5 protein-coding genes are annotated in these 5,438 nt (G+C 69.6%); 1 reads left to right on the forward strand and 4 read right to left on the reverse strand.

The annotated features are described in order from the left end of the window. Positions 1–70: 70 nt before the first annotated feature. Entirely contained in the window at positions 71–271 is a 201-nt protein-coding gene (locus FPZ41_RS44510) for a hypothetical protein (RefSeq protein WP_152870384.1), read from the reverse strand. Between the two features lie 224 nt (positions 272–495). Here FPZ41_RS44510 and FPZ41_RS44515 point away from each other — a divergent pair, with 224 nt between their 5' ends. Beyond that, positions 496–1,338, forward strand: a complete 843-nt coding sequence (locus FPZ41_RS44515; RefSeq protein ID WP_152870386.1) for a (2Fe-2S)-binding protein — start codon at positions 496–498, stop codon at positions 1,336–1,338. A 35-nt stretch (positions 1,339–1,373) separates the two neighbouring features. Here FPZ41_RS44515 and FPZ41_RS44520 read toward each other — a convergent pair whose 3' ends face one another. The 3 genes from FPZ41_RS44520 to FPZ41_RS44530 form a co-directional block, all read right to left on the reverse strand. Then, complete coding sequence (locus FPZ41_RS44520; protein ID WP_152870392.1) at positions 1,374–2,702, reverse strand: enolase C-terminal domain-like protein; 1,329 nt, start codon at positions 2,700–2,702, stop codon at positions 1,374–1,376. A 57-nt stretch (positions 2,703–2,759) separates the two neighbouring features. After that, entirely contained in the window at positions 2,760–4,097 is a 1,338-nt protein-coding gene (locus FPZ41_RS44525; protein WP_152870388.1) for a gluconate:H+ symporter, read from the reverse strand. Between the two features lie 161 nt (positions 4,098–4,258). Further along, on the reverse strand, positions 4,259–5,197 hold the full coding sequence (locus FPZ41_RS44530; RefSeq protein WP_152870390.1) for a 5-dehydro-4-deoxyglucarate dehydratase: 939 nt from the start codon (positions 5,195–5,197) through the stop codon (positions 4,259–4,261). Between the last annotated feature and the right edge of the window lie 241 nt (positions 5,198–5,438).

The raw sequence follows: 5,438 nt of genomic DNA on the forward strand, positions 1-5,438 counted from the left end.
GTTCGGGAGGGGGCGGGACGCTCGTGGAGAGCACGGCCCCCGGACCGCGCGGGCTGGTTCTCCGGCAGCTTCAGTTCTCCGGCAGTTCGACGCCGCCGACCTCCGCCACGCCGGTGAGCATCCGCTCCGCCATCTGGCCGCCACCGGCTCGGCGGGCGGCGAGCGCGGCGCAGGGCGGGAGAGGCCCGACGCCGGCGAGGAAGCGGGGAACGTGCCGGAGGGCACGGCAGGGTGGCACACCGGTCGGTGCGGCCCGTTCGGTCGCAGTCACGAGGCGTGAGTTTAGGTTAGGCATGCTTTAGTTCCCAACCAGCCACACGATCACCGCGAGGCGCAGCACGCCCCCCTGATCACTGACGAGCAACCTCGCAGGTCGCCGAAGTGCACCACCTTGCCCGCCTTCACGTGACCCCCTTGGTTATCAGCACTCGATCTTCATAATAAGGTAAGCCTTACCTTCTTGTTTCGCGCTGAATCTCACTCTCTGGAGTTCCGATGACCGTGGCCCTCGATCTCGCGCCGGCAGAAGCCGACACGGACGTGCCCGGACTCCTCGCCCTGTCGTACCGGCGCCTGACCTCCCTGTGTGAGCCGCTGTCGGTGCGCGTCACGCACGGCGGTCGACCCGGCCCCCTGAGGCCGTGTCTGGTGGAGGGTCAGGAAGGGGTCGAGGCCTTCGTCGACGCCGAGGCCGCACGGATTCAGAACCGCTACGGCCACACCGCGCCCCGCCATGTCGCCGCCTCGCGCGCCCTTCACGACTACGCCTGGTCGGTGGGCCTGCTGATGGGCGGTGTCTGGTATCTGGAACGGAGGGTGCCACGCATCGCACCCGAGGACGTACGGGTCGACCTCGCCTCGGGGGCGTTCGACATCACGCCGGGTGCCCGCCTCGCCTGCCTGCCGGACGACCCGGCCGTGGCCCTGTCCGGTGTGCTGCCCGTGGCCCAGGAGGAGGCGCTGCGGGGCGAGTTGAGGCAGGCGGTCGCCGCGCACATGGGGCCGGTGCTGGACGCGATCGGCCCGTACGCGCGGCGAGGCTCACGCGCCCTGTGGGGCATGGTCGCCGACGATCTGGTCTCGGGCATCTGGTATCTCGGCCGGGTGCTCGGCGAGGAGGCCACCGCCGTACGGGCCGCGACCGACGTACTGCGCTCCGCGCTGCCGCCCTTCCCCGGCGGCGCCGGCTTCCGCCGTCTGCGCACCGCCGACGGCCACGAACACCCGACCCGCACCCGCACCGGCTGCTGCCTCTACTACACGATCCGCCCCGACGAGGCCTGCTCCACCTGCCCCCGTACCTGCGACGCGGAACGGCTGCGCCGGCTCGGCGGATGAGCCGACGCAGCGGATGAGCGCAAGCGTCTGCGCACTCAGCGGACGAGACAGGGGCGCTTGCTGTCGAAGGCCCAGTCCTTGATCAGGTACTGCATCCCGATCGCGTCGTCGCGGCCCGACAGCGCCTTCTCCTTGTAGAGCTCGTGGGCCGCGAGGACACGGTCCATGTCGAGACGGACGCCGAGGCCGGGCGTGTCGGGGACGGCGACCTCGCCGCCGACGATCCGCGGCGGCTCGACGGTGAGCCGCTCCAGCCCTTCCTGCCAGATCCAGTGGGTGTCGAGGGCGTTGTACTCGCCGGGCGCGGCGGCCCCGCAGTGGGCCATCATCGCCAGGGAGATGTCGAAGTGGTTGTTGGAGTGGCATCCCCAGGTCAGCCCCATGGCGTTGCAGAGCTGGGCGACCCGTACCGACCCCTGCATGGTCCAGAAGTGGGGGTCGGCTAGCGGGATGGAGACCGACTGCAGGGCCAGGGCGTGCGTGAGCTGGCGCCAGTCCGTGGCGATCATGTTGGTCGCCGTGGGCAGGCTCGTTGCCCGGCGGAACTCGGCGAGGATCTCACGGCCGGAGTAGCCGTCCTCCGGCCCGCAGGGGTCCTCGGCGTAGGCGAGCGTGCCGACGAGGGGGCGGCACAGTTCGACGGCCTCTCGCAGGGACCACGCGCCGTTGGGGTCGAGGGTGATCCGGGCCTCGGGGAAGCGCTCCTTGAGCGCCCGGACGGCCTTGACCTCCTCTCTACCCGGCAGGACACCGCCCTTGAGCTTGAAGTCGTGGAAGCCGTACCGGTCGTAGGTGGCCTCGGCCTGCCGGACGATCGCCTCGGGAGTCAGTGCCTCCTCACGCCGGATCCGGTACCACTCCACGTCCGAGTCGGGTTCACGGACGTACTCCAGGTCGGTGCGGTCCGGGTCGCCGACGTAGAAGAGGTAGCCGAGGACCCGTACGGCATCACGCTGCTTTCCGTCGCCCAGCAGGGCGGCGACCGGGAGGTCCAGGTGCTGGCCGAGGAGGTCCAGGAGTGCCGACTCGACCGCGGTGACGGCGTGCACCGTGGTGCGCAGGTCGAAGGTCTGGGCGCCGCGGCCGCCGGAGTCACGGTCGGCGAACGTCCCCTCCATCGAGCGCAGGACGCGCTTGTAGTCGCCCACGCGGGCACCGACGACGAGGGACTCGGCGTCACGCAGGGTCCGCGTGATCTTCTCCCCGCCCGGCACCTCCCCCAGGCCCGTACGGCCCTCGGAGTCCTCGATGACGACGACGTTGCGGGTGAAGTAGGGGGCGTGCGCTCCGGAGAGGTTGAGCGCCATGGAGTCCCGGCCGGCGACCGGGAAGACGGAGAACTTGGTGACGACGGGCTGGCTCATGACGAACGGTGCCATTCTCGTGAGGGTCGCCGACACGTGGGCCATGCCGGCGGTCGGTCAGATACTGAGGGCGTCGAGGACCTGTTCCAGAACCAGTACGCCACCCAGACCGAGGATCGCGAGCACCGTGGTGTAGGTGGTGCGCGCCTTGATGGCGTCCAGGACGGACAGGTTGAAGTACTCCTTGAACATCCAGAAGCCCGGGTCGTTGACGTGGGAGAACGCGATCGAGCCGCAGGAGACCGCCAGCACCATGACCTCGGCGTGGACACCGCTGCCCGCGAGCAGCGGCAGCGCCACACCGGAGGCGGTGACGACGGCCACGGTCGCCGAGCCGAGAGCCACCCGGAGGATGGCCGCGATCAGCCAGGCCAGGATGATCGGCGAGATGGACCAGCCGTCGGTCGTGTCCTTGATGTAGTCGGATATCCCGCCTTCGACGAGGACGTTCTTGAAGGCTCCGCCCGCGCCGATCACCAGCAGGATCATCGCCATCGCCTGGGCCGCTTCCTTGCACGAGGTGCTGACCTCCGTCAGGCTGCGGCCGACACGCGGACCGAACGCCCAGATCGCGACCAGCAGCGTGAGCAGCAGGGCGATCGGCGCGGACCCGATGAAGGCGACGAAGTGGAGCAGCGGGTTCGAGGCGGAGGTGGACAGGTCGGTCACCGCGGCACCGGCGATCAGCACCACGGGCAGCAGGGCCACGCCCAGGGACCAGCCGATGCCGGGCATCTCCTCGTCCTCGAAGACACGCTCGCTGACCAGGCCCTTGGGAATGGAGGGGTTCATCGCCCGGACGAAGGGGATGCGCGGCCACAGCAGGGCGACGAGCGCACCGATCGGGACGGCGATGAACAGGCCGTAGAACAGGGTCAGTCCGACGGACGCGTGGAAGGTCGCGGCCACCGCGGTCGGGCCCGGGTGGGGCGGCAGGAAGCTGTGCATGGTGGACAGGGCGATCGACATGGGGAGCCCCACCCACAGGAGGTTCGAACGGGTGACCCGTACGAGGGTGAACGCGACGGGGACGATGATGACGAAGGCGACCTCGTAGAACATGGTCACGCCGATGACCATGGCGGTCACCACCATGGCGACCTGGACCCAGCGCGGGCCGCAGATGGCGAGGATCCTGTCGGCGATCCGCTGGGCGGCACCGGAGTCACCCATCACCCGGCCGACCATGGCACCGAGCCCGATGGTCAGCATGGTGTCGCCGATCTGGCTTCCGATGCCCTCGGAGAGGACGTCCGGGATGTCCTCCAGGCCTATCCCCTGGACCAGGGCGACGCCCACGGCCACGAGGAGCAGGGCGGCGAAGCCATTCAGTCTGAGCTTCGTCATCAGGACGAGCAGGACCAGAACACTGATCCCGACAACGACGAGCGGCATGTGTCAGTTCTCCTTTGAACTGGCGGTGTGCTTTTGCGTCCGTGAACTGGCGGTGTGCTGGTGCGTGCGTGAACTGGCGGTGTGCTGGTGCGTGCGTGAACTGTGGGTTGGACGTGGGCGCGTGAACTGCCGTCGGGGGTACGGCGACGGGGTGTGAAAGGTCAGCGGCCGGCGCCGACGAGCCCCAGGCCCTGGTCGAGCAGTTTCGTCAGCTCGGCGAGGTCGTCCGGGCCCGGGTCCATGAGCGGTGCGCGCACCGGGCCGACGGGCAGACCGCGCAGTCGGGCGGCGGCCTTGACGAGGGAGACGGCGTAGCCGGGGACCCTGTCGCGCAGTTCGACGAACGGGATGTAGAAGCCGCGCAGCAACTCGTCCATCCGGGCGGTGTCGTCCTCCTGGAAGGCGCCGAAGAAGGCCCGCGCGATCTCCGGGGCGAAGGCGTGGACGGCCGACGAGTACGCGGGGACCCCGACAGCGGCGTACGCGCGTGCCTGGATCTCCGCTGTCGCGGCCCCGTTGAAGAACAGGAAGCCCTCGGGTGCCGCGAGCGTCAGCCGCTGGAGGCGGTCGAGGTCGCTGTGTCCGTCCTTCAGCCCGATGACGGTGGGGATCTCCGCGATACGGCGCACTCCGTCGGCGGTGAAGGAGACCTGGTCGCGCTGGTAGGCGATCAGGGGCAGCCGGGTGCCGTCGGCGATCCGGCGCAACTGCTCCACCAGCCCGTCCTGCGGGGCCCGCACCAGGTAGTGCGGCAGCACGAGTGCCGCGTCGGCACCCGACTCCTCGGCGATGCGCGCGAACCGCAGCGCCTGGGCCCAGCCGTACCCGACACCCGCGACGACGGGGACGCGCCCGTCGGCCACCTTCACCGCGGCGGTGACGACGTGGCGGTACTCGTCCTCGTCCAGGGCCGTGAACTCCCCGGTACCGCAGGCGGGGAAGACCGCTCCCGGACCGGCGTCCAACTGGGGGGCGAGGTAGGCGCGGTAGGCGTCCAGATCCAGACCACCGTCCTCACGGAAGCTGGTGAGGGGGAAGGACAGGACGCCCCGCGCCATGCTGTGGCTCAGGCGTCGGGTGACACCGGCAGTTTCCACCATGCTCACTCCATTGAATGGGGTCCCCATATGAAGACGTCGTCTACATATGGGGACGGAGGCTAGGTCCGCGGACGCCCCAGGTCAATGGGTATGCAGGTATTGATTGCGATCCGGTGACGCGAAGGCCGGCCGAGAAGCGTCGCCGGGACAGGTCGCAGGGGCCGACAGCAGTTCCCTGCACCTCACCGGAACAGACAGGCCATCTGAAGTACGCAGGCCATCCAAGCGCACGGGCCCCACC

The sequence above is a fragment of the Streptomyces acidicola genome (genome assembly GCF_009377235.1).
Lineage (GTDB): Bacteria > Actinomycetota > Actinomycetes > Streptomycetales > Streptomycetaceae > Streptomyces > Streptomyces acidicola.

Coding starts and splice junctions, on each gene's coding strand:
- FPZ41_RS44515 (WP_152870386.1), top strand. CDS start 496: ATGACCGTGGCCCTCGATCTCGCGCCGGCAGAAGCCGACACGGACGTG.
- FPZ41_RS44525 (WP_152870388.1), bottom strand. CDS start 4,097: ATGCCGCTCGTCGTTGTCGGGATCAGTGTTCTGGTCCTGCTCGTCCTG.
- FPZ41_RS44520 (WP_152870392.1), bottom strand. CDS start 2,702: ATGAGCCAGCCCGTCGTCACCAAGTTCTCCGTCTTCCCGGTCGCCGGC.
- FPZ41_RS44530 (WP_152870390.1), bottom strand. CDS start 5,197: ATGGTGGAAACTGCCGGTGTCACCCGACGCCTGAGCCACAGCATGGCG.